At 66.9% G+C, this 26,849-nt stretch carries 21 protein-coding genes; 15 read left to right on the top strand and 6 right to left on the bottom strand.

Translation table 11 applies throughout. From position 1 onward, the window contains the following. Window positions 1-50: 50 nt before the first annotated feature. The gene (locus CVV68_RS16745) at window positions 51-1,760 is read left to right on the top strand and encodes a DUF885 domain-containing protein (protein ID WP_110502144.1); all 1,710 of its coding nucleotides are present in this window, start codon (window positions 51-53) and stop codon (window positions 1,758-1,760) included. A 322-nt stretch (window positions 1,761-2,082) separates the two neighbouring features. On the opposite strand, the gene CVV68_RS16740 is transcribed toward CVV68_RS16745, so the two are convergent. Together CVV68_RS16740 and CVV68_RS16735 are read right to left on the bottom strand one after the other, a co-directional pair. Next, on the bottom strand, window positions 2,083-2,898 hold the full coding sequence (locus CVV68_RS16740) for an SDR family NAD(P)-dependent oxidoreductase (RefSeq protein ID WP_110502143.1): 816 nt from the start codon (window positions 2,896-2,898) through the stop codon (window positions 2,083-2,085). Continuing rightward, the gene (locus tag CVV68_RS16735; RefSeq protein WP_211320884.1) at window positions 2,895-3,722 is read right to left on the bottom strand and encodes a hypothetical protein; all 828 of its coding nucleotides are present in this window, start codon (window positions 3,720-3,722) and stop codon (window positions 2,895-2,897) included. The genes CVV68_RS16740 and CVV68_RS16735 overlap by 4 nt, the downstream gene beginning before the upstream one ends. An 83-nt stretch (window positions 3,723-3,805) precedes the next feature. Between CVV68_RS16735 and CVV68_RS16730 the strand changes: the two genes are divergently transcribed. The 7 genes from CVV68_RS16730 to CVV68_RS16700 all read left to right on the top strand — a co-directional run bounded on the left by CVV68_RS16730 (window position 3,806) and on the right by CVV68_RS16700 (window position 11,984). Further along, complete coding sequence (locus CVV68_RS16730; RefSeq protein ID WP_110502142.1) at window positions 3,806-4,369, top strand: MarR family winged helix-turn-helix transcriptional regulator; 564 nt, start codon at window positions 3,806-3,808, stop codon at window positions 4,367-4,369. Between the two features lie 105 nt (window positions 4,370-4,474). Beyond that, window positions 4,475-5,896: a dicarboxylate/amino acid:cation symporter gene (locus CVV68_RS16725; protein ID WP_110502141.1), complete on the top strand. Its 1,422-nt coding sequence runs from the start codon at window positions 4,475-4,477 to the stop codon at window positions 5,894-5,896. A gap of 169 nt (window positions 5,897-6,065) precedes the next feature. Continuing rightward, a complete protein-coding gene (locus CVV68_RS16720; protein ID WP_245933604.1) occupies window positions 6,066-6,440 on the top strand; it encodes a YbjQ family protein in 375 nt (124 codons plus the stop codon). Window positions 6,441-6,558: 118 nt separating this feature from the next. After that, window positions 6,559-7,218 carry a TetR/AcrR family transcriptional regulator gene (locus CVV68_RS16715; protein WP_245933600.1) on the top strand — a complete coding sequence of 220 codons (660 nt, stop codon included), beginning with the start codon at window positions 6,559-6,561 and terminating at the stop codon, window positions 7,216-7,218. A 57-nt stretch (window positions 7,219-7,275) separates the two neighbouring features. Then, window positions 7,276-9,945, top strand: a complete 2,670-nt coding sequence (locus tag CVV68_RS16710; protein ID WP_110502139.1) for an MMPL family transporter — start codon at window positions 7,276-7,278, stop codon at window positions 9,943-9,945. Between the two features lie 202 nt (window positions 9,946-10,147). Next, window positions 10,148-10,615, top strand: coding sequence for a hypothetical protein (locus tag CVV68_RS16705; RefSeq protein WP_245933599.1), 468 nt, complete (start codon window positions 10,148-10,150; stop codon window positions 10,613-10,615). A gap of 106 nt (window positions 10,616-10,721) precedes the next feature. After that, window positions 10,722-11,984, top strand: a complete 1,263-nt coding sequence (locus CVV68_RS16700) for a sigma-54-dependent transcriptional regulator family protein (protein ID WP_110502137.1) — start codon at window positions 10,722-10,724, stop codon at window positions 11,982-11,984. A gap of 101 nt (window positions 11,985-12,085) precedes the next feature. On the opposite strand, the gene CVV68_RS16695 is transcribed toward CVV68_RS16700, so the two are convergent. After that, window positions 12,086-12,439 carry a hypothetical protein gene (locus CVV68_RS16695; protein ID WP_110502136.1) on the bottom strand — a complete coding sequence of 118 codons (354 nt, stop codon included), beginning with the start codon at window positions 12,437-12,439 and terminating at the stop codon, window positions 12,086-12,088. Window positions 12,440-12,577: 138 nt separating this feature from the next. Here CVV68_RS16695 and exaC point away from each other — a divergent pair, with 138 nt between their 5' ends. The 3 genes from exaC to CVV68_RS16680 all read left to right on the top strand — a co-directional run bounded on the left by exaC (window position 12,578) and on the right by CVV68_RS16680 (window position 15,928). Then, window positions 12,578-14,101: an acetaldehyde dehydrogenase ExaC gene (gene exaC, locus CVV68_RS16690; RefSeq protein WP_110502135.1), complete on the top strand. Its 1,524-nt coding sequence runs from the start codon at window positions 12,578-12,580 to the stop codon at window positions 14,099-14,101. Between the two features lie 207 nt (window positions 14,102-14,308). Next, the gene (adhP, locus tag CVV68_RS16685; RefSeq protein WP_110502156.1) at window positions 14,309-15,319 is read left to right on the top strand and encodes an alcohol dehydrogenase AdhP; all 1,011 of its coding nucleotides are present in this window, start codon (window positions 14,309-14,311) and stop codon (window positions 15,317-15,319) included. A 192-nt stretch (window positions 15,320-15,511) separates the two neighbouring features. Continuing rightward, window positions 15,512-15,928 carry a DUF779 domain-containing protein gene (locus CVV68_RS16680; protein WP_110502134.1) on the top strand — a complete coding sequence of 139 codons (417 nt, stop codon included), beginning with the start codon at window positions 15,512-15,514 and terminating at the stop codon, window positions 15,926-15,928. 2 nt (window positions 15,929-15,930) lie between these two features. Here CVV68_RS16680 and CVV68_RS16675 read toward each other — a convergent pair whose 3' ends face one another. Both CVV68_RS16675 and CVV68_RS16670 read right to left on the bottom strand, forming a co-directional pair. Then, window positions 15,931-16,482: a TetR/AcrR family transcriptional regulator gene (locus tag CVV68_RS16675; RefSeq protein WP_110502133.1), complete on the bottom strand. Its 552-nt coding sequence runs from the start codon at window positions 16,480-16,482 to the stop codon at window positions 15,931-15,933. Further along, window positions 16,482-18,605 carry an MFS transporter gene (locus CVV68_RS16670; protein ID WP_245933598.1) on the bottom strand — a complete coding sequence of 708 codons (2,124 nt, stop codon included), beginning with the start codon at window positions 18,603-18,605 and terminating at the stop codon, window positions 16,482-16,484. Before CVV68_RS16670 ends, CVV68_RS16675 begins: the two co-directional genes overlap by 1 nt. Before the next feature lie 115 nt (window positions 18,606-18,720). On the opposite strand from CVV68_RS16670, the gene CVV68_RS16665 reads away from it, so the two are divergent. Continuing rightward, a complete protein-coding gene (locus tag CVV68_RS16665; protein WP_110502131.1) occupies window positions 18,721-19,374 on the top strand; it encodes a Maf family protein in 654 nt (217 codons plus the stop codon). Between the two features lie 269 nt (window positions 19,375-19,643). Then, window positions 19,644-21,446 (top strand): acetyl/propionyl/methylcrotonyl-CoA carboxylase subunit alpha, encoded by a 1,803-nt coding sequence (locus CVV68_RS16660; RefSeq protein WP_110502130.1) that lies wholly within the window; start codon window positions 19,644-19,646, stop codon window positions 21,444-21,446. A gap of 87 nt (window positions 21,447-21,533) precedes the next feature. On the opposite strand, the gene CVV68_RS16655 is transcribed toward CVV68_RS16660, so the two are convergent. Beyond that, window positions 21,534-22,943 carry an MFS transporter gene (locus CVV68_RS16655; protein WP_110502129.1) on the bottom strand — a complete coding sequence of 470 codons (1,410 nt, stop codon included), beginning with the start codon at window positions 22,941-22,943 and terminating at the stop codon, window positions 21,534-21,536. Between the two features lie 276 nt (window positions 22,944-23,219). Here CVV68_RS16655 and CVV68_RS16650 point away from each other — a divergent pair, with 276 nt between their 5' ends. Next, entirely contained in the window at window positions 23,220-24,596 is a 1,377-nt protein-coding gene (locus CVV68_RS16650) for an MFS transporter (protein ID WP_110502128.1), read from the top strand. Next, window positions 24,596-26,839, top strand: a complete 2,244-nt coding sequence (locus CVV68_RS16645; protein WP_110502127.1) for a molybdopterin oxidoreductase family protein — start codon at window positions 24,596-24,598, stop codon at window positions 26,837-26,839. The genes CVV68_RS16650 and CVV68_RS16645 overlap by 1 nt, the downstream gene beginning before the upstream one ends. Window positions 26,840-26,849 lie beyond the last annotated feature (10 nt).

The raw sequence follows: 26,849 nt of genomic DNA, 5'->3' as shown, positions 1-26,849 counted from the left end.
AATTGCTGCCCATCCGGTAGCCCGCCGGGCACGGGCGATAGGCTCGGGCCATGACACCTGACTCCTCCCGCCTGACCCGTCCCGCCAGCGCCATCGATGACGCAGCCAACGCCTACACGGAGAAACTGCTGGCACTCGATCCCGGATTCGCCACCGAATTGGGCCTGCCCGGCTACGAGACGGAGTACCGCGATTTCTCCCCCGCCGGCCTCGACGCGCTGGCCGGCGCCGCCCGCCGCGCCCTGGCCGAACTCGCCACACTGGAAGCGGTGGACAGCGTGGATGTTGTCACCCTGCACGCCATGCGCGAACGGCTCGGACTTGCCGTGGAGACCCTGGAGAGTGGCTGGCCCTTGGCCGAACTCAACAACATCGCCTCCCCCGTGCAGGGAATCCGCGCCACGTTCGACCTGATGCCCACCGCGACGGTGACCGACTGGGAACACATTTCCGGCCGCCTGGCGAACGTGCCGGCGGCCGTTGACGGCTACATTTCCTCGCTGCGGGCCGGAGCCGCCCAGGGCCTGGTGTCCGCGCGCCGGCAGGTGGACACAGTCATTGGGCAGTGCGAACGCCATGCCGCCGCGGACGGCTTCTTTGCCAAGCTGGCCGGGGGTGCGTCACTGACTCCTGAAACGGTCGACGCCGGGGCCTCCCTCCCGGCCCCACTCACCGCTGCCCTGGCCGCCAATGCTGACCTGGCCCGGGCCGGCTACGGCGCTCTCGTCACCTTCCTGCGCGAGGAACTGCTGCCCCAGGCACCCCTGGCGGACGCCGTGGGCCGGGAACGTTACTCGCTGGCCTCGCGGGAATTCCTGGGCTCCGCCGTCGACCTTGAGGAAACGTATGCCTGGGGCGTGGCCGAACTGGAGCGGATCATCGCCGAACAGGAGGCCGTGGCCGGGCAGATCCGGCCCGGTGCCACCATTGAGGAAGCCAAGGCCCTGCTTAATGCCGACCCCGCCCGCCAGATCCAGGGCACTGCCGCACTGACTGAATGGATGCAGAAGCTTTCCAACGCCGCGGTGGCCGGGCTGGCGGGATCGCACTTTGACATCCCGGAAATCATGCGAAGCCTGGAATGCAAAATTGCGCCCACGCAGGACGGCGGCATTTATTACACCGGCCCGTCCGACGACTTCTCCCGGCCGGGGCGCATGTGGTGGTCGGTGCCCGAGGGTGAGGATACGTTCACCACCTGGGCCGAGACCACCACCGTCTACCACGAGGGCGTGCCCGGACACCACCTGCAGATCGCCACGGCCACCTACCAGAGCGGGCTGCTGAACAACTGGCGGCGCAACGTGTGCTGGGTGTCCGGACACGGTGAGGGCTGGGCCCTGTACGCGGAACGGCTCATGGACCAGCTGGGCTACCTCGCGGATCCCGGCGACAAAATGGGCATGCTGGACGCCCAGCGAATGCGTGCCGCCCGCGTGGTGTTTGACATCGGCGTGCACCTGGAACTGGCGGTTCCGGCCCGGTGGGGATCGGGAACGTGGACGGCCGACACCGGCCTGGAGTTCCTTCGCAGGAACCTGGACATTTCCGCGGGGCAGCTCGACTTTGAGTTCAACCGGTACCTGGGGTGGCCGGGGCAGGCGCCGTCGTACAAGATCGGGCAGCGGCTGTGGGAGGAAATCCGAGACGCCCGCGCATTGCGGGACGGCGCCGCCTTCTCCCTGCGCGACTTCCACACCGAAGCGCTGAACCTGGGCTCCGTGGGCCTGGACACGCTCAAGGCGGCACTGCTGGGCTGAGCCGACGGCGGCCCAGCGTTTTTCCGTCCGGCTATACGGCCCGCTGGCCGCGGGCGGCCTTTGGGCCTCCTTTACGCGGGACTACAAAAAACGCCGGCTCCACAGCATTGCCCTCGACGGCCGGCGCCCGCATGCGCAGGATCCACGCTGAGTCGTGCATGGCTGAAGCCCGCTTTACGCATGCGCAGGATTGAGGCCGAGTTGTGCGCAGAGCAGCCTATGCGCACAACTGGTATCGAGTCCTGCGCATGGCCAAACACTGCGTGGCTTATGCGTCAGACTGGGTTCCAGTCAGGCGCATATGCCCACGGACACCGGCCATTCAGCCGGACCGTCCGCGATTGGGGGCGAACGACGGCACCCCGGCCAGCCGTCCGCCGTCGACCGCCAGCACGGTTCCAGTGACAAAGCCGGACTGTTCCGAACACAGCCACACGGCGGCCCCGGCAATGTCCTGCACCTGACCCAGGCGCCCCAGCGGGACGGCGGCGGCCGCCATCTCCTGTGCCCGGGGCCCGGCAGCCGCGAGGCGGTCGGTGAGGATCGGCCCGGGGGCAATGGCGTTGACCCGGATGCCTTGCGCGGCGTAGTCGAGCGCGGCCACCCGGGTCAGCCCGCCGACGCCGAACTTCGCCGCAACGTATCCGCTCAGCCCGCTGACGCCCTGTTCGCCGGCGGTGGAGGAGATGTTCACGATCGCGCCGCCGTCGGGGTTGCCGAGCATGAGCCCGAGCTCGTATTTCAGGCACAGGAACACCCCGCGCAGGTCGACGGCGATGGCACTGTCGAACTCGGCGCTCTGCCACTCGGCCAGCGGCGCCGGGGGCCGTCCGCCACCCGCAGCGTTGTTGACGGCGGCGTCGAGCCGGCCGAAACGGCCCGCCACTTCCTCCAGGAGCCCGACGACGGACCCCTCATCCAGGACGTCCACCGGCAACGCCAGCGCCTGGCCGCCGGCCGCCTCGATTTCTCCGACTCGGTCCGCAAGCGCATCCTGGTCGCGGGCGGCCAGCACCACCTGCGCACCCGCCTGTGCCATCGCGGCGGCAATGCCCGCTCCCATGCCGCGGCTGGCGCCCACCACCAGCACTACTTTCCCCGCCATCAGCCCCGAAACCGTCCCCGTTTGACTGTTCATGGCTGCACCTGCCGTCCCGCTTTGCCTGCTGCATCCGTGGGGCGCCTCCCCAGTGCGCCTTGGCCGGGGTCCCCATTGGCCGCCGCGCGGTTCACGGGAAGCATGAACCCGGCCGCAATCAGCCACAGCATGCCGCCGAAGCGGCCAATCGGGAGCAGGAATTGCAGTGGTTCCACGGCCAGGGACAGGAAGCTGAGTTCGGACAAGGCGGCAATGACCAGCCCCGTCCAGGCCAGCCAGCGGGGAATGAACCGCAGGATCAAGGCGGGCACCGCCATCCCCGCCACCAACACGCCCAGGCCGACGACGAAGCCGACGCCCCCTGTGGCAAAGGCCAGGAATGCCAGCGCATGGGCCAGCGTCTGGTCCGCGGTGATCTCGGGCCGGCTCAGCAGCCACGTCACCAGGCCTGAAAACATCAGGAAGACGGCTGCCGCGATGCCGCCGAAATAGCCGATCGCGGGGCCGGGGACCTTGACGCCGAGCCGAAGCGCGCGGGCATAGACTGTGGCCGCGAAGATCCCCAGCGGCACGGCCGAGCCAAATTGGAGCATGCCGGCAATCCGGACCCCCGCCACGTTCTCCCGGTAGAACCGCGCCACCTCCGCTGCCGGCGCAAACGGGGAGACAAAGACCCGGCCGCCGGACAACAGGCCGGCCAGCAGCAGTGACAACAGGAGAATTCCGAGACTGACGGTGGCAAGGATTCCCGGGTGCGGGCCGCCCGGGCGGCCGCGGCCGGCCTCGGATGGCCTGTCCGGCCGGACGCCGGTTGGTGGCTCGGGATCCTTCCCGGCGCCTGACCCGGTTGTTCGCTCAGTCATGGCAAAATCATCCTCCTCAAATTCGTGCATTAGCTAAATCGTTCATCTTTTGAATCATTGTGTCAAGCATGTATTCTGGAGGCATGGCAAGACCAACCGCAGGCGCTCCCGGCACAGGAAAGCCGGACCACAAAGCCGCACCGGGCCCGCAAGCCGCCGCAGCAGGGACTCCCCGCCGCACAGCATTCCTGCTCTCACAGCTGGGGTCCCTGTCCGCTGCCCGGTTTGCCGAACGCACCGGGGCCATGGGACTGAGCGCCAGCGACGCCGGCACACTGCGCCTGGTCGGACACAGCCCCGGTCTCAGCCAGCGCCTACTCGCCAACAGGCTGGGTGCCCTGCCCAGCAGCGTGGTGCCGCTCATCGACTCGCTGGAAACGCGCGGACTCGTCGAACGGTCGCGCAGCAGCACGGACCGCCGCAACTACGAGCTCCGGCTGACTCCCGCTGGCCGGGCAATGGTCCATCAGCTGCGCACCGTTGCCGAAGACCACGAGTCCGAACTGCTCAGTGCACTGACCTCGGAGCAGTCCGCCGAACTGGCCCGACTGCTGGCCCTGGTCGCGGAAGGCAACAACGTTGACGGGGAACTGCACCGGAACACGGCCACCCCAGACAGCTCCGGGACCGGCAGCGAGCCCAAATAAAAACCACGTAAAGCTCCTAACACGCGCAATGCCGGTGAATTCACAGGCGTAATACAGGGAAACACAAATTCTTGGGTGTTATAAGGATCCACCTACGGTTGAACCATGACTTCCCCAGCTACCACCCCCAAGGTGTCGCGGTTGCCCAAGTGGGCCGGCAACTTCGGCGTCCAGATCATTGCGGGCCTCATCGCCGGCCTCATCCTGGGCCTGGTGGCCCGCAATCTCGGCGGCGACCCCGAGACCAATCCGAACGCCCTGACAGCCACACTGACCATCATCGGCTCCAGCTACGTCTCGCTGCTCAAGGCGGCCGTCGTGCCCCTGGTGTTCACCGCCGTCGTCTCCTCGATTGCCAATCTGCGCCAGGTGACCAACGCTGCCCGCCTCGCCTGGAACACGCTGCTCTGGTTCGCCATCACCTCGCTGATCGCCGTGAGCATCGGCATCGCCTTGGGCCTGGTTTTCCAGCCCGGCGCGGGCACCGGGCAGGCCGCACCGAAGGACTACGCGGGCAAGACCGGCGACTGGTGGGCCTTCGTCACCGGCCTGATCCCCTCGAACTTCCTGGGCCTTGAGGCCTCGACCAAGGCGAACGACGCCGGAGCGCTCGCCACGAGCCTGAACTTCAACGTCCTGCAGGTGCTCGTCATCGCCATCGCCATCGGCATCGCGGCATTGAAGATCGGCAAGGCCGCCGACCCGTTCCTGAAGCTGAACGGCTCGGCCCTGGCCGTCATCCAGAAGGTGCTGTGGTGGATCATCCGCCTCGCCCCGCTGGGCACCGTGGGCCTGATTGGCAAGGCCGTTTCGACCTACGGCTGGACCACCATCGGCGCCTTGGGCAAGTTCTCCATCGCCATCTACGTGGGCCTGGCCCTGGTCCTGTTCGTGGTCTATCCCGTCCTGGTCAAGTCCCACGGCCTGTCCGTCAAGCAGTACTTCTCCGGCGCCTGGCCCGCCATCTCGCTGGGCTTCGTCTCGCGCTCCTCGATCGGCACCCTGCCGCTGACCGAGCGCGTCACCGAACGCAACCTGGGCGTGCCCCGCGCCTACGCCTCCTTCGCCGTGCCGCTCGGCGCCACCACCAAGATGGACGGCTGCGCTGCGATCTACCCGGCCGTCGCCGCCATCTTCGTGGCCCAGTTCTTCGGCATCCAGCTGGACCTGGGACAGTACCTGCTGATCGTGCTGGTCTCCGTGCTGGGTTCCGCCGCAACGGCCGGCACCACCGGCGCGGTGGTAATGCTCACGCTCACGCTCTCCACGCTGGGACTGCCGCTGGCCGGCGTCGGGCTGCTGCTCGCCGTGGACCCCATACTGGACATGGGCCGCACCGCGGTGAACGTTGCGGGTCAGGCGCTGGTGCCAACCATCGTCGCCAAGCGCCAGGGCATCCTCAACGAGGAGCTGTACAACGCGCCCCGCAACGGCAGCCCCTTTGCCGACGACAGCACCGAGCTCCTTGACGGCACCGCGGACGACGCCGGTGAGCCCGGCTCCCAGCGAGAACTCGCCAACGCCTGACCCCCGTCCGGTCCACCGACCGCCGCAGGGAAGCCACCAAGCCCCCGGCGCGAACCGCACATCGGTTCGCGCCGGGGGCATTTTCCTTTCGCGGCAGTAAGCTCTTTAACACAGACCCGGCTCCGCCACCCCACCTGCCGGACAGGCGAAAGGTGCTCCCTTGATCATCGTGACCACCAATGACATCCCCGGCTACAAAATTGACGCGGTGTTTGGCGAAGTCATGGGCCTAACGGTCCGCGCCCGGCACATCGGCGCCCAGTTCACAGCCAGCTTCCGCTCCATCGGCGGTGGCGAGCTGCCGGAAATGACCAAGGCCTTGTACGAGAGCCGCCTTGAAGTGGTGGCCCGCATGGTCACCGAGGCGGAGCAAAAGGGTGCCAACGCCATCGTGGCAGCCCGTTTCGACACCTCCGAGATGGGCCAGAACTGGACCGAGGTCTGTTCTTACGGCACGGCCGTTTTCGTCATCCCGATCCCCGAGGGGCAGCCCGGCGCCACCGGCCAGTCGGCCTACCTGAGCGCCAATCCGCAGGCCCGTTAAAACGGATGACACGGCCCGCACGGCCCACAGTGCAGCTTCGGACGAGGCGGCCCTTCGCCCCATAGCACACCCAATTTTAAATTTGCATGGAGTGCAAACTTGCACTTAGTGTAGAAGGGTGACAAATTCCACCGCACTCCCCCTCTCCGCAACAGTCCCGATTGCAGCAACGGCCCCTGCAACCCCGTCCCGCCGCGAGCTGAACAAGGCCGCCACCCGGGACGCCATTGCCGGCGCCACGCTCGTATTCCTGCGCGCCAAGGCGCTCAACGAGTTCACGGTCGACGACGTCGCTGCCGCGGCCGGAGTTTCCCGGCGCACGTTCTTCAACTACTTCTCCTCCGTGGAGGCGGCCGTTGCCAGCTTCACACAGGACTACCTCGACACCGTCATCGCGGAGCTGGAGTCCCGCCCGGCCGACGAGCCCATCCTGGAATCGGCCCAAAATGCCCTTTCCGCCGTCAATAGTGTCGCCGATCTGGCCACGCTCGCCGAGACGTTCGCACTGACGCAGGATCCCCAGCTGGGCAGGTTCCAGCTGCAGGCCTGGGAGGAATGCAGCGTCAAGATTGCCGACGTGGCCCGCCACCGCCTGCCACCAGACACCAGCGAACTGTACATCCAAACACTCGTGGGGGCCGTCGTCGGAAGTTGCAAGGCAGCGTTTGGTGTGTGGTTCCAGGAACACGGCACCGATACCTCCCCCGCGTCCCTGGCGCACCTGCGCGAGTTGCTGGGCACCACCATTTCCCTCATCCGCACCGGATTCACGAACTAATTTTCCATTACGGTCCGCGCCCTGCCCGCGCCGGCCATTCAACACGAAGGACGCAACATGGCTCTCTGGCTCTATCGGCTTGGCCGTTTCTCCGCACACCGTGCCTGGCTGGTGATTGTTGCGTGGGCCGTCATCATGGGCCTCGTGGGCGGCGCCGCCGCACTGTTCATGGGCACCATGACCAACAACTTCCAGATTCCCGGCACCGAGACGCAGCAAATGGCGGACAAGCTCCAGGCCGACCTCCCCGAGGCGTCCGGCGGCTCCGGCACGGTGGTCTTCACCAGCACCGACGGCTTGGCGCTCACGCCCGCCCAGGAGAAGGCCATTTCGGCTGCCCTGGCCACCGCCACGTCGGTGCCCACCGTCAAGGGTGTCATCGACCCCTTTGAGACCACCGCCAACCTCGAGGATTCGCAGGCCAAGCTGGCCGACGGCGCCAAGGCCCTTAAAGCCGGCGAGGCCCAGCTGGCTGACGGCAAGAAGGCGCTTGACGCATCGGCCGCCCAGCTTGCCGACGGCCAGGCCAAGCTCGACGCCGGCCAGTCCCAGCTGGACGCCCAAAAGGCGCAGATCGCTGCCCTTCCGGCCGGTTCCCCGCAGGCCGCAGCCGCCTCGGCACAGCTCACTGCGGCACAAGCGCAGCTGGATGAGCAAAAGGCACAACTCACCGCAGGCCAGGCACAGCTGGCCGCCGGCCAGTCCAAATATGAGGCCTCCGCGAAGGAACTGGACACCAAGAAGGCCGAGCTTGCCACGGGCCAGCGCTCCGCGGATGCCGCCTCCGGGCTTCGCTTTGTGTCCGAAAACGGCAAAGCCGCCATCGGCCAGGTACAATTTTCCGAATCGATGAACGCTGTCACCCCGGCGAATCGGCAGCTGCTGCAGGACAAGCTGAACACCCTGGATTCCAGCGGCGTCACCGTGGACTACAGCAAGGAAATCGTCGAAGACGTCTCGTCGCTGTTTGGCATTGCCGAGGTGGTGGGCATTGCCGTGGCCGCCGCCGTGCTGATCATCATGCTTGGCACGCTCGTTGCCGCCGGGCTGCCGCTGGTCATGGCCCTTGTCGGTGTGGGCATCGGCGTGGGCGGGACCATGGCGCTGACCGGCGTCATTGAAATGTCCTCCATCTCCCCCATGCTGGCGTTGATGCTGGGACTCGCCGTGGGCATTGACTACTCGCTGTTCATCGTGAACCGGCACCGCCAGCAGCTGCTGGCGGGCATGGAGATGCGTGAATCCATCGCCAAGGCAACGGGAACCTCGGGCAATGCCGTGCTGTTTGCCGGGCTGACTGTCGTCATTGCCCTGGCCGCGCTCTCCGTAACGGGCCTGCCGTTCCTCTCGATCCTGGGCCTCGCTGCGGCCGCCACGGTTGCCGTTGCCGTGCTGATCGCACTGTCCCTGACGCCGGCCATCCTTTCCCTGATGGGCAGGCGCGTGCTTTCCAAGCGCACCTGGGCCAGGAACGCCTCCGAACGGAAGGCGCACGACGCCGGCGCCACCGGTCTGTCCGTTGGCGAGTCCGCCGCCCGCGACGAGGCCAAGGACGTCGCCCGCAGCGCCCGCGGATGGGGCGGCCTGGTCACCAGGCACCCCGTCATCGCCCTCGTCACGGCCGTCTTGGCACTGGTGGTTGTCGCCATCCCGGCGACCGGACTGCGCCTGGCTCTGCCCGACGGCGGATCCGAACCCGTTGACTCCAGCGCCTTCAAGGCCTACTCCATCACCGGCGCCAACTTTGGCGAGGGAATGAACGGGCCCATCATCGTGGTTGGCTCGCTGCCGGCCGGACTCACCCAGCAAAGCGCCACTGTGCTGAACCTGGACGTAACCGACCAGCTCCGCAAGGTGCCCAACGTCAAGGCCGCCATTCCCGTCTCGGTCAGCAAGAACCTCCGCACCGCCGTTTACCAGGTCATTCCGGCGGAAGGTCCAGCCAGTGCCAGCACCGTCCAGGTGGTCCACGACCTCCGGAGCGAAGGCGCTGCAATCCAGGCCGAGCACCACGTCAGCATCGGGCTGACGGGCCAGACGGCGGCGAACGTCGATGTCTCAGCCAAGCTGGGTGCGGCACTGCCGCCCTACCTGGCCATCGTCGTCGGACTTTCCCTGATCCTGCTGATCCTGGTGTTCCGATCCATCCTGGTTCCGGTCCTGGCGACGGCGGGGTTCCTCCTTTCCCTCGTTGCGGCGTTTGGCGGCGTGGTGGCCGTGTACCAGTGGGGCTGGCTGGGCGGCATCTTCGATGTGCCCCACCCTGGCGCGGTGCTCAGCTTCCTGCCCATCATCCTGATCGGCGTGCTGTTTGGCCTTGCCATGGACTACCAGGTGTTCATTGCCTCCGGGATGCGTGAGGCATTTGTGCACGGGCAGAACGCCAAGCAGGCCGTCCGGACCGGCTTCAAGCACGCGGCACCCGTGGTCACCGCTGCGGCCATCATCATGACAAGCGTTTTTTCCGGGTTCATCTTCTCCCATCTGACCATGGTGCGGCCGCTTGGTTTCGCGCTGGCGTTCGGCGTGCTGATCGACGCCTTTGTGGTGCGTATGACCATCATCCCCGCCGCCATGCACCTTTTGGGCAAGTCGGCCTGGTGGATCCCGAAATGGCTGGATAAGATCCTCCCGGATGTGGATGTGGAGGGAGCAAAGCTGGTTTCGCTGACGGATGCGGCGCCCGCCTCCAAAAACACCGAGCCGGAGCCCGCGACAGCAGGCTGACCGCCGGCGGGCGAAGGCGCGGTGCGGGGGTGTCAAAGCATCCCCACGCCGCGCCTTTGGGCGTTTCCAAGACGTTTAACGCAGCGGTTTGGGCTGCTGTTGGCCCCATGCCGATACGTGCGGCGAAGTTCATGTACATGCGCCCCGCGGGCTGCCAGAATGGGAGACAGTGCCCCCCATGAGAGGCTCCGGGAGGAAAATTGTGAGTGACGGACCGCAGGAACGCCAACAACTCTCCGCGCGCATTGAACAGCGCAGATCTGCCGTCATGGCGTTTCTCCGCAAGGCACGGCCGCGCAGGAACCGGCTCACAAACATCAGCATCGTGGGCAGCGCCCTCGCGGCCGTTCTCACGGTCGGCCCGGCCGTCGGCGGCACCCGGTTCACCGGCGCCCTTCAGGGGATTTTTTCGCTGGGCGACGATTCAATTGTCTGGCGCGTGCTGTGCCTGGCCGCCGTGTTGCTGTCCCTGGCTGCGGCGCTTTCCACCAGCCTGGCCAATTCCCACGCCGTGGCCGCCCAGGTTTCTGCGGCCGAGGCCTGCAATGCCGAACTGGACGGCCTCGAGGCCGCCTTGGCCTTTGGGCAGCTGCCCACCGACAAGGCCGTTGAACTCTACCGGCAGTATGTGGCCAAGGTGTCCTTCATCGACGACGCTCCCCAACATTAAACGCTTATCCCAATCCATTAGACTATGAGGCACCGCACACAGGCCCGCCCTTGAGGGGGCCCGCAGCGGTGTCCGACCCGTCGACTTCCGTGGCCCTGGAGTATTCATGTCCCCGACCCATCCCGTGCAGGCCAGGCCCGGCCATGACCAGGTGCGTCCGCTGGTGCGCGAGTCGTGGCAGCGCTCACTGGACGCCCTGCCATCACCGGAAGCCGCCACACCTCCGCTGGCCTGGGAAGGCCGTGAGCTGCAGGAATTCCGGCGCAGCCACCCCCTGGCCGCCGTCATGCCCGTGATCCAGCAGCTGCTGATTCAGCCCAGCCGGGACACCGGGCTGCTCATCGCCGTGGGTGACGAACACGGCAGGCTGCTGTGGGTGGAGGGCGATTCCGCGGCCCGCCGCCACGGCGAACGGATCAACTTTGCCCAGGGTGCCGACTGGTCGGAACTCGCCGCTGGCACCAGTGCCCCCGGTACGGCGCTGGTCCTTGGACAAGCCGTCCAAATAAGGGGCGAGGAACATTTCAACCCCGCCGTCCATTCATGGAGCTGCACCGCCGTGCCGCTTCACGATCCCGACTCCGGCGGGATACTCGGCATCGTGGACATCACCGGCGGCATCGACGCCGTCGGCACCAACACCCTCTCGCTGGTCCAGGCCACGGTGGCCGCGGCGGAGGCGCAGCTGCGCATTCAGCGCCTGGAACGCCGGGCCGCCGCCCCTCGCCGCAGCTCCCCCGGATATCTGGCCGGATCGAGGAACCCGGACCCGTCCAAACCGCTCTACCGCGACAGCCTGCAGATCTTGGGTCGTGACCAGGGTCTGCTGCACATTGGCGGGCAGGCACTTACCCTCAGCGAACGTCACACCGAGATCCTGACGATGCTGGCCCTGCACCACGACGGACTCACTGCTGAACAATTGACGGACATGGTCTATCCGGACGGCACGTCGCTAACCAGCATCCGCGCCGAAATGGTGCGCCTGCGCAGGCTCCTGGGCAGGCTCAGCCCCACGCTGGTCCCGGAATCGCGCCCCTACCGGCTCCCCCGCACCCTGGTGGTCGATGCCGGCCAGGTCCTCAGCTACCTGGACCGCGGCGCGCACCGGCTGGCGCTGAACATCTACCGCGGGGAGGTCCTGCCGCGCTCCGACGCACGGGACATCCACTCACTGCGCACCAGGGTCGGGCTCCTGCTGCGCGAGGCCATCCTCAGCGATGCCAGCCCGGACGTCCTCCTGCAGTACCTTCAGCTTCCCCAGGCCGCGGACGACGCCGAAGCTTGGCAGTGCGCCCTGCGCCTCCTGCCGCCGCGCTCACCCAGGCGTGCCGCCGTCGTCGCCCATTTGGAGGCGCTGGAAGATTAGGCCCGCCCCCCGGCTGACAGCCATCCAGTTGTGCGCGACGCTCCTGCGCTCCTGCCTACCATGGGCGCCGACAGGGCTCGCTGGCGGCTTCCATTGGCACCTCAGCTGCATCCGGAACGGGCGGCGGCACGTTCCTGCGCAGCCATCCGCCCCAGCAGGCCCAGCAGCAGCCCGCCCAGGAACACCACAAACGTGCAGGCCAGCGGGGCATTGAGATACAGCGCGGCGCCAACTTCCATTTCGTCACTCATGCCGTCGGGAGTGGCCCACTGCAAGTAAATGGTGAGGCTGGCGGCGAGCGCGTCGAGGATTGAGGCAACAACGGCGGCCATGTAGATTTTCCAGGCCCGCACGCCCGCCATGGCCCGCAGGAGCAGGCAGCCGGCCAGCAGGGTGGTGGCTGTCACGGCAAAGACCAGCATTGCCAGTACGTTGACCATCAGCTCGTTCCCCACGCCGCCAGCCTAAGGCATGGCGATGACAGGCGCCGTCCAAAAAGTGTGACGCAGCTCATGCAACGTGCTTGCAACGTTGCTCCCCGTACGCTTCAGGGCAAGGACATCGAGGTCCGCCACCGCAAAGGAGTTTAGGCAATGACTGTTTATGCACAGCCCGGCACCCAGGGTTCGAAGGTCACCTTCAAGGACCGCTATGAGAACTGGATCGGCGGCGAATGGGTGGCCCCCGTCAAAGGCCAGTATTTTGAGAACATCACCCCGGTGACCGGCAAGGCTTTTTGCGAAGTGGCCCGCGGCACGGCCGAGGACATCGAGCTGGCCCTGGACGCAGCGCACAAGGTCGCCCCGAGCTGGGGCAAAACCTCCCCCACCGAGCGCGCAGCCATTTTGAACAGGGTTGCGGACAGGATTGACGCCAACGTTGAGCTGCTCGCCGTCGCGGAATCCTGGGACAACGGCAAGGCCGTCCGCGAAACCCTCAACGCGGACATTCCGCTTGCGGCGGACCACTTCCGCTATTTTGCCTCCGTGGTCCGTGCCCAGGAGGGCCGCCTGACCCAGATCGACGACGACACCACGGCCTACCACTTCCACGAGCCCCTCGGGGTGGTGGGCCAGATCATCCCCTGGAACTTCCCCATCCTGATGGCCGTTTGGAAGCTGGCACCGGCACTCGCCGCGGGCAACGCCGTCGTACTGAAGCCGGCGGAGCAGACCCCGGCTTCCATCCTGGTGCTGATGGAACTGCTCGCCGACATCCTGCCGGCGGGCGTGATCAATGTGGTGAACGGCTTTGGCGTGGAGGCCGGCAAGCCGCTCGCCTCCAGCAAGCGCATCCGCAAGATCGCGTTCACCGGCGAGACCACCACGGGCCGGCTCATCAGCCAGTACGCCAGCCAGAACCTCATTCCGGTCACACTGGAGCTGGGCGGCAAGAGCCCGAACATCTTCTTTGACGACGTCATGGACAAGAACGACGCGTTCTATGACAAGGCGCTGGAGGGCTTCACGCTCTACGCCTTCAACCAGGGCGAGGTCTGCACCTGCCCGTCGCGCGCACTGGTCCAGGGCTCCATGTACGAAGCCTTCATGGCCGACGCCGTCGCCCGCACCGAGGCCATCATCCAGGGCAACCCGCTGGACACCGACACCCAGATCGGCGCCCAGGCATCCAACGACCAGATGGAAAAGATCCTCTCCTACATCGACATTGGCAAGCAGGAAGGCGCCAAGCTCCTCACCGGCGGCGAGCGCAATATCCTCCCTGGGGACCTGGCCGGCGGCTATTACGTCCAGCCCACCATCTTCGAGGGCACCAACAACATGCGCATCTTCCAGGAGGAGATCTTCGGCCCCGTCCTGGCTGTGACGAAGTTCGACGATTACGCCGACGCGCTCCACATCGCCAACGACACCCTCTACGGGCTCGGCGCCGGTGTCTGGTCCCGCGACGGCAACACCGCCTACCGGGCAGGCCGTGAGATCCAGGCCGGCCGCGTATGGGTCAACAACTACCATGCCTACCCCGCGGGAGCTGCGTTTGGCGGCTACAAGTCCTCCGGCATCGGGCGCGAGAACCACGCCATGATGCTGGACCACTACCAGCAGACCAAGAACCTGCTGGTCAGCTACAGCGAGGACAGGCTCGGCTTCTTCTAGACCCCAGGTGCGGTGGTTGGGCCTCCGACAGGCCCAACCACCGTCCAACGCCGTATCACCCTTGGCGCGCTTTCCCCCAACGCCGTATCACCCTTGGCGTACCTTCCCCCAACGCCGTATCACCCGTCACCACCGCCACGGACGCTCCCTTTTTCTATCAGCACCCTGACCAGCACCACAAACAGGAAAGAGATTTTCATGTCAACGATGCATGCAGCAGTTGTTAAAGAATTCGGCGCACCCCTCAGTGTTGAGGAGTACCCGCTGCCCACTCCCGGCCCCGGCCAGGCCCTCGTGAAGCTGATCTCCAGCGGCGTCTGCCACACCGACCTGCACGCCGCCGAGGGCGACTGGCCCGTCCAGCCGACCCCGCCGTTCGTGCCCGGCCACGAAGGCGTCGGCGACGTCGTCGCCATCGGCGAGGGCGTCACCTCGCTGGCTGTCGGCGACCGTGTGGGCAACGCCTGGCTGTGGAGCGCCTGCGGCGACTGTGAGTTCTGCCGCACCGGCTGGGAGACCCTGTGCGAGTCCCAGCAAAACGGCGGCTACAGCGTGGACGGATCCTTCGGCGAATACATGCTCGTGGATGCCGAGTTCGCCCCGCGCATCCCCGACGGCCTGGACCCGGTGGAGATCGCCCCAGTGCTTTGCGCCGGCGTCACTGTCTACAAGGGCCTGAAGATGACCGAGACCCGCCCGGGCCAGTGGGTTGTCATTTCAGGCATCGGCGGACTCGGGCACATCGCCGTGCAGTACGCCGTCGCCATGGGCCTGCGCGTGGCCGCCGTCGACATCGCCGAGGACAAGCTCGCATTGGCCCGCAAGCACGGCGCCGAAATCACCGTCAACGCCCGTGAGGAGGACCCCGTGGCGGCCATCCAGGCCCAAACCGGCGGTGTCCACGGAGTCTTGGTCACGGCCGTGCACCCGGCCGCGTTTGGCCAGGCGATCGGCATGACCCGCCGCGGCGGGACGATCGTGTTCAACGGCCTGCCCCCGGGCGACTTCCCGGCACCGATCTTCGACGTGGTGCTCAAGGGACTGACCATCCGCGGCTCCATCGTGGGCACCCGCCAGGACATGGAGGAGGCCATTGACTTCTATGCCCGTGGCTTGATCCACCCCACGGTCTCCACCCGCAACCTTGGCGAAATCAACGAGGTCCTTGATGAGATGCGCGCAGGCAAGATCGACGGCCGTGTAGTGATCAAGTACTAGACCCTCGATTGCAACCAGGGCACTTTTTCCCAACGCTCGGTTGCAACCAGGGCACTTTTTCCCAACGCTCCCTCAATGCACCTTCGCCCAAAGCACGACGGCGGGAAGCCACCTTCCAGCGGGGGCGGCCTCCCGCCGTCGTACTTTGGCATCAGCCAGCACCACGTCCCACCAACTTTTAGGAGCAGTTCAATGGCCACCATCGCAGGCGTCGTGGACGCCGCAATCACCATCCCGGGCGAAACACAGTCCCGGGTGGCGTTGAGCGCAACTGCCGTTGAACTGCTGCAAAAATTGTGGGTCCAACACGGCCCCCTGATGTTCCACCAGTCGGGCGGCTGCTGCGACGGATCCTCCCCCATGTGCTATCCGGCGGGCGAGTTCATCACCGCCGAAGCCGACGTGATGCTGGGGCTCTTTGAACTGCCCGAATGCGGGCCCCTGGAGTTTTGGATGTCCAGGGAACAGTTCAACTACTGGTCGCACACGCACCTGACCGTGGACGTGGTGGCCGGGCGCGGCAGCGGGTTTTCAGTCGAGGCGCCTGAGGGCAAACGCTTTTTGATCCGCTCCCGCCTGGTGGAAGGCTTCACGCCCGCTGGCGGTTGAGGCTACCGTAGGGCGGGGTCGTCGATGACGCTTTGAACCAGTGCACCATACTGCCGGATGAGATCTGCATCGTTCATCTCATCGCGTTCCAACAGTCCCAGCACCCGTATCCCGGCTCCCAGCCCCATGACAACGCACACCACTAGCTGGGATTTTTGCCTGGCTGGCGAGGTGTCCCCGATCTGGCCGGCTATCCAGTTCACGTAGCGATCCCGCAGCTCGGCCTGGGCGGCTCCATGGTCCGGCGAGTCCCGGACGAGCAGGGCCACCATGGACCACGGCTCCGATTCCCCCTCGCGCCGCCGATGCAAAATTCTGCGCACCAGGGCGAACCCCACTGGTTCCCCGTCCCCGGCCAGCACGTCGGAGTGGGGCACATCCGGCACCGCAGCGACATATAGCTTGGCCTTGGTGCCCATCACTTTCATCACCATGGCCGGGGAATAGCCGGCCAGTACAGCGACGTCCTTGACAGTCACCGCCGAGTAGCCGCGCTCACCAAAGAGCAGCCGCGCCGCCTCGATGATGGCCTCGCGCGTACTGGGCCGGCCCATCAGGCAAGCACCTGCGCATCCGCCGCCATGGCCAATTCAGGACGGCCGCCCAGCTCGAGGTCGACGACGGCTGAACGTGAGGCCAGGACCACCTGCAGGGATTCACTGGCAAGGCCCTCCGGGTCCAGGCCGGTGAGGATGTAACGCCCCGCCGTTGGCAGCGGCACCTCGTACCGGCCCGAGCCGTCGCTAAACGTGGACATCACAAATTCCCCTGTGGTCTTGGTCAGCGTCACCAGGGCATGCTCCAGGGCCCGGCCGGCCTCGGCTACCGTGCCCGAAAGCGTCAGCCTGAGGGAGAGCTGGAGGTGCTGCGTGCTCGAGGAGTCGACAAAGTCCAGGACCTGCGAGCTGGGGGCCCAGCCGTCGGCGCTGGAAATGACCAGGTAGCGGCCCGATTCCGGCAGAACCAGGGAGTAGCGGCCGTTGTTGTCCGCCCGGCTCCAGTCCGCCGGCTCCCCGTTGGTGTGAAGGGCGTTGACCACGGCCTGTCGAATCGGTTTGAGCCCGGCACCCACCACGGTTCCGCTCACCACGATCTCGTCTTCGGTCCCCGGTGCCGACAGGCCGCCCGCTTCGGCAGCAGACGGGAAGACTGCGGCTGGGATTCCGGCCGCGCCGGCCGCACGCGCGGCACCCGTCGGGGCACCGCCGTCGTACACGCCGCTGGTGGCACCGCCCGAAATTCCCGGGGCAACCTGGATCCGCGGGATGAAAACGACGACGCCGATGGACAGCAGGGCCGCGATGGCCGCGTACCAGAAGACTTCCTTGAAGGCGTTTTCGGTGGGCAGTGCCAGGGGTCCGACGTGGACCACCGCCGATGTCAGGACTGCACCGACGACGGCGGACATGGTCGAGGTGCCGACGGCGCGCAGCAGCGAGTTCAGGCCGTTGGCCGATGCCGTCTCCGTGATCGGCACCGAGCGCATGATCAGTGTCGGCATGGCGGCATAGGCGATTGCGGTGCCCATGCTGACCACCGTTGCCCCCAGGATCACCATCCACACTTCCCCTGTGAGGAAGACGCGCGCCACATAGGACACGGCCAGGACCAGGGATCCGACAATCAAGGTGATCTTGGCCCCGTACCTCTTGGTGACCGCGGCAGAGACCGGGGCAAGCGCCACCATGGCCAGGCCGGAAGGAATCATGCACAGCCCGGCCACCACCACGCTGAGGCCAAAACCGTAGCCGCCAACGTTGGGCAGCTGGAGCTGCTGGGTGGTGGTGAGCATGTTGGCGTACATCGAGAAGCCCACCAGGATGGAGGCAATGTTGGTCAGCAGCACCGGTTTGCGGGCGGAGGTGCGCAGGTCCACCATCGGCTGGCTGACCCTCAGCTCATAGGGGAACCACACGGACAGGAACACCACGGTGCCAATGAACAGCAGGATGATCGGTTCGCTGGTCCAGCCCCATTCGCCGCCCTTGGAAATGGCCAGCAACAGCGAGGTCAGGGCCGCTGTCAGCAACACGGCACCAACGGCGTCGAACTTCCCCCTGGTGCGCACGGCGGATTCGGGCACTATGGCCACCACGGCAATGATGAGCAGCACCCCGATGATGGCGGAAATCCAGAAGATTGCCTGCCAGCCCAGGGATTGGTAGATCACCCCGGCAAGCGGCAGCCCCAGCGCGCTGCCAATGCCGAGGGTGGCGCTCATCAGTGCCACGGCGGAGGCGACCTTTTCGCGGGGAAGCTCGTCGCGCATGATGCTGATGCCGACCGGGATGAGTGAGGCGGCCAGTCCCTGGAATGCGCGGCCGATCAACAGCATGAGGAAGGTCCCGCCCGCCGCGGCGATGACCGAGCCGATGACCATGGTGACCATCGCAACGACCATCATCCGCCGCTTGCCGAACATGTCCGCCAGCCGGGAAATGATCGGTGTGGCGATGGCGCTGGTGAGCAGGGTAATTGTCACCAGCCAGGAGGCGTTGTCCGCGGAGGTGCCCAGGATCTTGGGAAAGTCCGGCAGCAGCGGCACCACCATGGTTTGCTGCAGCGCCACCACCGTTCCGGCCAGGCACAGGATGGTGATCACCAGCGAGGTGCGTTTGGGGGCGGCAGGCTTTCTGTCGGCGCGGGCGGTCTCACGGACGGCCAAATGGGACGGCACGGATTTCCTTCGCAGGGTTTGGGGACTGGTGAACGCGCGTTCACTCATCTAGTGAACCACCGTTCACCGTTTTCAGTCAAACCGTACGACGCGCCACGCCATCTAGGCTGGAGCCATGACCTCTCCCCTCATTTTGGCCTCCGCCTCCCCCGCCCGCACCAAGCTCCTGCGCGACGCCGGCATTGTCCACCGCATAGTGGTTTCCGACGTCGACGAGGACGCCGCCACGGCTTCCGCCGGGCCCTTGGCTCCGGCCGAAACCGCGCTGCTGCTGGCACGTGCGAAGGCGGAATCCGTCGCCGCCGGGATCACCGGGGGCCTGTCAGACGGGGACCCGGCCGATGGAGCCCTGGTGCTGGGCTGCGACTCCGTCTTCGAATTTGATGGATTCCCCTACGGCAAGCCCTGGGAACCCGAGGTGGCGCGCGATCGCTGGCGTCAGATGCGCGGCAGGTCCGGCATCCTGCACACCGGCCATTGGCTTATTTCCACCCTCCATTCCAGGCACGACGCCGCCACGCCCTTTGCGCGCGGGGAGGTCACCAGCGCGGTGGTCCGGTTTGAGGAGGTGTCGGATGCGGAGATCGATGCCTACGTGGCCACGGGCGAGCCGCTGCTGGTGGCTGGCGCGTTCACGATTGACGGGCTGGCCGGGGCGTTCATTTCCGGCATTGAAGGCGACCCGCACACCGTGGTGGGGCTGTCCATCTCCACGCTGCGCCGGCTTTTGGGCCAGGCAGGCGTGTCCATCACGGAGCTGTGGGTCTAGCACTTTGAAGCTGCGCACGGTTGGTTGCCGCGGGTGCGCCACTTGCCAAGTGGCGCACCCTTCGGTGCCAACCGTGCGCAGGACCGGCGGTGACATCTGCCCGCGAACCACACCGCGCACTGCCCGGCCGGCGTTCCGCGTATGCGCAAACCGGTCATTTTGTAGGAACCCCACAAAACATCGCGGCTGCACACGCCGAAACGGCATGATGCGTGGGCCTAACCCTCACAATCACGCTAGGCTCATGCGGAGAATAGAAGGAGTTCCGTGTGACCAACTCACAGCCAGCCGGCGCAAGCCTGCTCAGCAAAGTCCTGATCGCCAACCGCGGCGAAATTGCCGTCCGCATCATCCGGGCGGCCCGCGACGAGGGCATTGCCTCCGTGGCTGTGTACGCCGAGCCCGACCGTGAGGCCCTGCACGTACGCATGGCCGACGAGGCCTTTGCCCTCGGCGGCACCACCGCGGCGGAGTCCTACCTTGTCATGGACAAGATCCTGGACGCGGCCAGGGCCTCGGGCGCCGACGCAGTCCATCCCGGCTACGGCTTCCTGGCGGAAAATGCCGAGTTTGCCCAAAAGGTCATTGACGCCGGCCTGACGTGGATCGGACCGTCCCCCGCCGCCATCGACGCGCTGGGTGACAAGGTCAAGGCCCGCCACATCGCCGAAAAGGTGGGCGCACCCCTGGTCCCCGGCACCAGGAACCCGGTGGAATCCACGCAGGAAGTCCTCGACTTTGCCGACGAGTTCGGCCTGCCGCTGGCCATCAAGGCGGCCTTCGGCGGCGGCGGGCGCGGCATCAAGGTGGTCCGCGACCGTGCGGAAATCCCCGAACTGTACGAATCCGCCGTGCGCGAGGCAGTGGCGGCGTTCGGGCGCGGCGAGTGCTTCGTGGAGCGCTTCCTCGACTCCCCCCGCCACGTCGAAACCCAGTGCCTGGCGGACGCGGCCGGCAACGTCGTCGTCGTTTCCACGCGCGACTGCTCGCTGCAGCGCCGCAACCAAAAGCTCGTGGAGGAGGCCCCCGCGCCATTCCTCAGTTCCGAACAAATCACGCGGCTCTACGAATCCTCAAAGGCCATCCTGAAGGAAGCCAAATACGTTGGCGCCGGCACCTGCGAATTCCTGGTCGGCACCGACGGCACCATCTCCTTCCTCGAGGTCAACACGCGCCTGCAGGTGGAGCACACCATCTCCGAGGAAGTCACCGGGATCGACCTGGTCCGCGAGCAGTTCCGCATCGCCCGCGGCGAGGAAATCGGCTACGGCGACCCCGAAGTCCGCGGCCACTCCTTTGAATTCCGCATCAACGGCGAGGATCCGGGCCGCGGCTTCATGCCGGCACCGGGCACCGTGACATCCATGAAGCTGCCCACCGGCCCCGGCATCCGCATCGACTCCGGCATCACCGAGGGCGAGGTGATCAGCGGCAACTTCGACTCCATGCTGGCCAAACTCATAGTTACCGGCGCCACCCGCGAACAGGCCCTCCAGCGGGCCGGCCGCGCCCTGGCCGAGATGGAAATCAGCGGCATCCCCACCGTCCTGCCGTTCGACCGAGCCGTCGTTGCGGACCCCGCCTTCGCACCCGCCGGCGGCGCCCCGTTCACCATTCACACCCGCTGGATCGAGACTGAGTTCAACAACACCATCGCAGCCTTTGACCTGTCGGCCGCTGCGCTTGGCGCGGACGACGCCGGCACCCGCCAAAGCGTGACCGTCGAGGTGGGCGGCAAACGGCTTGAGGTGACGCTCCCGGCGTCGTTCTCAGCAGGCAATGGTTCCGCAGGCGCCGCGGCCAAGAAGGCCAAGAAGTCCGGGCGCAACCGCAGCTCAGGTCCCGCCGCGGCAAACGGCAATGCCCTGACATCGCCCATGCAGGGCACCATCGTGAAGGTGGCCGTGGCCGACGGCGACGCCGTGGCCGAGGGGGACCTGATTGTGGTCCTGGAGGCCATGAAGATGGAGCAGCCACTCACCGCGCACCGCGCCGGCACCGTCACTGGCCTGAGCGCGTCCGCCGGTGACACCGTCTCGGCCGGCGCCGTGCTGGCCACCATCGAAGACTGACATCCTCATCTATGTTGCAGTAGTTGGACCAAAAAACGGCTGAAAGCGTTTTCCGCGTCCAACTACTGCAACACAGATCGTCAGGGCTCAGCTGACGTTGGAGACGTACTCCAGATCGCGGGTTTCCTTCATGACCAGCAGCGCGATCAGGGTCAGCACGCCCATGGCCGAGAGGTACAGGCCCACCAGGACGGTGCTGCCACCGGCCGCCTGCCACAGTGCCACGGCAACAAACGGCGCCACCGCCGCGCCGAGCACGCTGGCCAGGTTGTAGCTGACGGCGGAGCCCGTGTAGCGGACGTTGGTCGGGAACAGCTCCGGCAGCAGCGCGCCCATCGGCCCAAAGGTGAGGCCCATCAGCGTGAAGCCAATGATCAGCAGGGCCATGACACCGACGGTGCCCGCGCCGAACAGCGGCACAAACGTGAAGCCGAAGACGATGATGGCCGCGGTGACGCCCAGCAGCATCTTCCGGCGACCGTATTTTTCGGCCAGCGGCCCGGAGACCAACGTGAAGATGCCGAAGAACACCACGCCGACGATGAGCATGATCAGGAACTCGTTGCGGGTGTAGCCCAGGCCGGCCACAAAGCTGTTGATGGCATCTTGGGTCATCGTCTTCCCGGCGGCCGCAGCCTTGGCCTTGGCGGCTTCCAGCGTGGCCGGTGCGGTGCCGTAGGAAAGCGTGAAGGTCGTCATCAGGTAGAAGACCACATAGGTGGCCAGCATGACGAAGGTGCCAAGGATCAACTGGCGCCAGCTGGTCTTAAAGACCCGGCTCACGGGGAGCTTGGACACCTCGCCCTGGTCGATCACCTTTTGGAAGGCCGGGGTCTCCACCAGTTTCAGGCGGACCCACAGGCCGATGATGACCATGACGGCGCTGAGCAGGAACGGCAGGCGCCAGCCCCAGGCGGCGAACTGCGCGGTGGTCAACGTGAAGCTCAGGATCAGGAAGACGCCGTTGGCAAGGATAAAGCCGATGGGCGCGCCCATCTGGGGGAACGTGCCCCAGATGGCGCGCTTGCCTGCCGGGGCATTTTCGGTTGCCAGCAGCGCGGCGCCGCTCCACTCCCCGCCCAGGGCCAGGCCCTGCGTGAACCGCATGACCACCAGCAGTGCGGGGGCCCAGAACACCCAGCCCGGCACCAGCGCGGTGGGCAGGCAGCCGATCAGGAACGTGGCAATGCCCATGGTCAAAAGTGATGCCACCAGGGTGCCCTTGCGCCCCACCTTGTCCCCAAAGTGGCCAAACAAAATGGATCCCAGCGGGCGGGCAACGAAGGCCACCCCGAAGATGGCGAACGAGCTCAGCAGCTGCGTGGTGGGGTCGGCATTGGGGAAGAACAGCGCAGGAAAGACCAATACGGCAGCGGTGGCATATACGTAAAAGTCGTAAAACTCGATGGTGGTGCCGATCAGGCTGGCCACAATCACGCGCCCGCGGGAGTTGGCCTTGGGGACCTCGAGGGCCGCCGTGGTGTTGGGGATGCTCATAAGGGGTGTCTTTCAGATGGATCCTGTGCGGGCATTGCAGGCCGGCACAAGGTTGCCCGCCCACGCCCTTGTCCATCGATCCTACCCAACCGCGTCCACGCAATGGACAATCGATCTCATCATATGGACACCAGTTGACGCGCGGGCGACCCTCACCGCCACCCCGCCGGCAGGTTAGGGAAATGTCACAGGGAGTTCACACCCGGTGACCGTCCCGGAAACGGCCGTTTCCTAACGTTGGGTGCATCAACTTTCTTTCTACGCTGGAGGTCAGAAGTGAACAGCGACGCAACAACAGGGCTGGCCAACGCGGCGGGGCAGCAGGCGCCGGCCAGTGGCCGGTGGATCCGCGGTTGGGACGCCGAGGACCAGCAGCAGTGGGAGTCCGGTGGCCGGGCCGTCGCGAAAAGAAACCTGGGCTGGTCCATCGCCTGCGAGTTTCTCGGCTTCGTGGTCTGGCAGCTGTGGTCGATCGTGGTGGTGTTCCTGCCCGCCGCCGGCTTCGGCTTCAGCTCCTCTGAACTCTTCTGGCTGATTTCCGTGCCGTCACTGGTGGGCGCCACGCTCCGCATTCCCTACACCTTCATGGTGGCCCGCTTTGGCGGACGCAACTGGACCATCGTTTCCGCCCTTCTGCTCCTGATCCCCACCGTGGGACTGGCCGTGTGCGTGGCCAACCCTGCCACCCCGTTCGGTGCCATGCTGGCCGTTGCCGCCCTTGCGGGGCTGGGCGGGGGAAACTTCGCCAGTTCCATGGCCAACATCACCTACTTTTTCCCGGCCCGGGAAAAGGGCTGGGCGCTGGGACTGAACGCCGCCGGCGGAAACCTGGGCGCCGCCGTCGCGCAGCTCATGGTCCCGGTGGCCGTCACCGTTCTTGCTGCGGGAACGCTGAACCTGCCGATGGCCGGGCTCGTGTGGGTGCCGCTGATCCTGGTGGCGGCATGGGGCGCCTGGAAGTACATGGACAACCTCTCCAGCGCGAAGTCGGACGTCGCCGGTTCGCTGGCCTGTCTCCGGGAACCCCATCTGTGGGTGCTGGCGCTGCTGTACGTGGGCACCTTTGGTTCCTTCATCGGCTTCTCCGCCGTGTTCCCCAAGCTGATCGTGGACACCTTCGGCCCGCACGTGGGGTTCACGCTCGGCACGGCCACCATCTCGCTGGCGTTCCTGGGTGCGCTGGTCGGTTCACTGGCCCGGCCCTACGGCGGCAGGCTGGCCGACCGCTGGGGAGGTGCCCGCGTCACGGTCGCCTGCTTCGCGGTCCTGGCACTGGCCGCCCTGGCGCAGGTGCTCACGCTGCCGCTGGGCAGCTTCCCGTTGTTCATCGGCCTGTTCCTGGTCCTGTTTGCGGCCGCCGGCGCCGGCAACGGCTCCACCTACCGCATGATCCCGATGGTCTTTGCCCTGCGCTCCCGCAGCCAGGGCGCGGTCAGCTCGGCCCGCCGGGCCTCGGCGGCGCTCGGCCTGATTTCCGCGCTGGGCGCCTATGGCGGCTTCCTGGTCCCCCAGTTCCTCAACGCCTCGCGCCTGGCCACCGGCAGCTACGTTGGCGCCTTTAGCGGGTTCGTGGCCGGGTACCTGCTGCTGATGGCCGTGACCTGGTTTGTCTACCTGCGCCGGTCCTCCGCCGCAACCCTGGACGGCGTCTAATGGGGACGGCCACCCACTGCCCCTACTGCGCCCTGCAATGCGCCATGACGGTCACGGCCATTGCTGACGGCGTCCCGGAGATCGCGGGCCGGGGCTTCCCCACCAACCGCGGCGGGCTGTGCCGGAAGGGGTGGACCTCGGCCGCCCTGCTGGGCCACCCTGAGCGGCTTACCACGCCGCTGCTCCGGGCGGACGACGGCGTGCTTCGCCCCGCCAGCTGGGACGTGGCCCTTGGGCGGGTGGCCGCCCAGCTCCTCGCAACGCGCGGCACACACGGTGCCGACGCCGTCGGCGTGTTTGGCGGCGGCGGGCTGACCAACGAGAAGGCGTACCTGCTGGGCAAATTCGCGCGGCTGGCGCTGGGCACGTCACGGATCGACTACAACGGCAGGTTCTGCATGGCGTCGGCGGCCGCAGCCGGCAACCGCGCCTTTGGCCTGGACCGCGGGCTGCCGTTCCCCGTTGCGGACCTGGACGCCGCACACACCATCCTGCTGCTGGGATCGAACGTCGCCGAGACCATGCCGCCGTTCGTCCAGCACCTGCAGGGCGCCCGCACCGCAGGCGGTCTCATAGTGGTGGATCCGCGGCGCACGGCCACGGCGGACTTCACAGCCGACGGCGCCGGCCTCCACCTGCAGCCGGTCCCGGCCACGGACCTGGCCCTGCTGCTGGGGCTGTGTCACATCGTCATCCATGACGGGCTGGCGGACAAGGCGTACATCGCGGACAGGACCACCGGCTACGCCGCGCTGGCCCGCAGCGTGGCCCCCTGGTGGCCCGAGCGCACCAGCCGCGTCACCGGTGTTCCCGTGGAACTGCTGCGCGAAACCACCCGGCTTCTGGCCGCCGGCGCCCGCAACGGCGGCGGCTACATCCTGACGGGGCGGGGCGTGGAACAGCATGTGGACGGCACCGACACCGCCACCGCCGCCATCAACCTGGCCCTGCTGCTCGGGCTTCCCGGCTCCGCCCACAGCGGCTTCGGGACCCTGACCGGGCAGGGCAACGGCCAGGGCGGGCGCGAACACGGCCAAAAGGCGGACCAGCTCCCCGGCTACCGCAAGATCACCGACCCCGTGGCCCGCGCACACGTCGCCCGGGTCTGGGGCGTCGGGGAGGCATCGATCCCCGGTCCGGGGCTCCCCGCCGTCGAGCTTCTGGCGTCGCTGGGAAAGCCGGGCGGGGTGCGGACGTTCCTGGTGCATGGGGCCAACCCGGCCGTGTCCGCACCGGATTCCACCGAGGTTCTGGCCGGGCTCGCGAGCCTGGACTGCCTGGTGGTGTGCGACTTTTTCCTGTCCGAGACGGCGGCCTTGGCGCACGTGGTGCTGCCCGTGCTGCAGTGGGCCGAGGAGGACGGCACCATCACCAACCTGGAGGGGCGGGTGCTGCGCCGCCGGGCCGCCGTCCCGCCGCCGCCGGGGGCTCGCTCGGAGCTGTGGATCATGGCGGAGCTGGCCCGCCGGCTCGGTGCGCCCTCCACCTTCAGCGACGATCCCGAAACGGTGTTCACCGAGCTGCGGGCGGCTTCCGCCGGCGGACTGGCCGACTATTCCGGCATTGACTACCCGCTGCTGGACACCGGGGCGGCCGCCTACTGGCCCTACCCAACCGGTGGCACGGGGACGCCGCGGCTGTTCCTGAACCGGTTTGCGCACGACGACGGGCGGGCCCGACTGGTGCCCGTCTCCGCTGCCGCCGGTTCGGGCAGCGCGGGCAGCGTGGGTGCGGGAACCAGCGGCCCGGGCGGAGTTGGCAGGAACGGCGCCGGCAACCGGGACACGTTGTTCGGCGGGAGCACCCTGGCCCTGGCCACCGGGCGCCTGCTGGAGCACTATCAGTCCGGTGCGCAGACCCGCCGAGTGCCGGCGCTGGCCGCGGCCCGCCCGGACGCCCGGCTCCTCATCCATCCCGCCGCGGCGGCGGCCCGCGGCATCAGCGACGGCGGCCCGGTCACCCTGGCGAACGCCCGCGGCGCGGTGTGGTGCACGGCCGAATTCAGCACGGCCATGCGGCTGGACACCGTGTTCCTGCCGTTTCACTATCCTGGCCGGCAAAGCGCCAATCTGCTCACTTCCTCCGCAACGGACCCGGTCTCCGGGATGCCGGAGTTCAAGACCAGCTCCGTGACGGTTGCCCCCGGTTGGCTGCCGGGGCAGCCTGTCCATGCAGGCGGTGGGGACGCCTTGGCAGGTTCTGGCAGTTTCAGCACTTCGATCACCGGAACGGGCACCCCATGACCCCCCCGGG

Source organism: Arthrobacter livingstonensis, from assembly GCF_003219815.1.
Classification (GTDB): domain Bacteria; phylum Actinomycetota; class Actinomycetes; order Actinomycetales; family Micrococcaceae; genus Specibacter; species Specibacter livingstonensis.
Note: the sequence above shows the minus strand (reverse complement) of the source record. Positions and strands in the feature narration are given on the sequence as shown.

What these genes read in the sequence shown, in the direction of transcription:
- CVV68_RS16745 (WP_110502144.1), top strand. Translation starts at nt 51, where the DNA reads ATGACACCTGACTCCTCCCGCCTGACCCGTCCCGCCAGCGCCATCGAT.
- CVV68_RS16740 (WP_110502143.1), bottom strand. Translation starts at nt 2,898, where the DNA reads ATGAACAGTCAAACGGGGACGGTTTCGGGGCTGATGGCGGGGAAAGTA.
- CVV68_RS16735 (WP_211320884.1), bottom strand. Translation starts at nt 3,722, where the DNA reads ATGACTGAGCGAACAACCGGGTCAGGCGCCGGGAAGGATCCCGAGCCA.
- CVV68_RS16730 (WP_110502142.1), top strand. Translation starts at nt 3,806, where the DNA reads ATGGCAAGACCAACCGCAGGCGCTCCCGGCACAGGAAAGCCGGACCAC.
- CVV68_RS16725 (WP_110502141.1), top strand. Translation starts at nt 4,475, where the DNA reads ATGACTTCCCCAGCTACCACCCCCAAGGTGTCGCGGTTGCCCAAGTGG.
- CVV68_RS16710 (WP_110502139.1), top strand. Translation starts at nt 7,276, where the DNA reads ATGGCTCTCTGGCTCTATCGGCTTGGCCGTTTCTCCGCACACCGTGCC.
- CVV68_RS16700 (WP_110502137.1), top strand. Translation starts at nt 10,722, where the DNA reads ATGTCCCCGACCCATCCCGTGCAGGCCAGGCCCGGCCATGACCAGGTG.
- exaC (WP_110502135.1), top strand. Translation starts at nt 12,578, where the DNA reads ATGACTGTTTATGCACAGCCCGGCACCCAGGGTTCGAAGGTCACCTTC.
- adhP (WP_110502156.1), top strand. Translation starts at nt 14,309, where the DNA reads ATGCATGCAGCAGTTGTTAAAGAATTCGGCGCACCCCTCAGTGTTGAG.
- CVV68_RS16680 (WP_110502134.1), top strand. Translation starts at nt 15,512, where the DNA reads ATGGCCACCATCGCAGGCGTCGTGGACGCCGCAATCACCATCCCGGGC.
- CVV68_RS16675 (WP_110502133.1), bottom strand. Translation starts at nt 16,482, where the DNA reads ATGGGCCGGCCCAGTACGCGCGAGGCCATCATCGAGGCGGCGCGGCTG.
- CVV68_RS16665 (WP_110502131.1), top strand. Translation starts at nt 18,721, where the DNA reads ATGACCTCTCCCCTCATTTTGGCCTCCGCCTCCCCCGCCCGCACCAAG.
- CVV68_RS16655 (WP_110502129.1), bottom strand. Translation starts at nt 22,943, where the DNA reads ATGAGCATCCCCAACACCACGGCGGCCCTCGAGGTCCCCAAGGCCAAC.
- CVV68_RS16645 (WP_110502127.1), top strand. Translation starts at nt 24,596, where the DNA reads ATGGGGACGGCCACCCACTGCCCCTACTGCGCCCTGCAATGCGCCATG.